Raw genomic sequence first — 328 nt, forward strand, 5'->3', positions numbered from 1 at the left:
GTCGGTGGGGTAACCGTAAGGAGCCAGCCGCCTAAGGTGGGACAGATGATTGGGGTGAAGTCGTAACAAGGTAGCCGTATCGGAAGGTGCGGCTGGATCACCTCCTTTCTAAGGATATAAGCTGGACGTATGAGCCAGACAAAACAGTTTGTTCGCGATCTTTGTTTGTTTAGTTTTGAGAGTACAATTCTCTCAAATCAATCGTTCTTTGAAAACTAGATAATCGTAATGAAGAAGCAAAGTAAACATCGAGTCATCGCCATTTTAGTTTTCTCTCTTATTAAATTAAGAGAATAACCTTTTAGGTTAAGTTAGAAAGGGCGCACGG

1 rRNA gene is annotated in these 328 nt (G+C 42.4%); it reads left to right on the forward strand.

Annotation, left to right across the window (positions count from 1 at the left end):
* Window positions 1-108, forward strand: a 16S ribosomal RNA gene (locus M3610_RS27625); the annotation flags it as partial.
* Between the last annotated feature and the right edge of the window lie 220 nt (window positions 109-328).

The organism is Neobacillus sp. MER 74, from assembly GCF_023714155.1.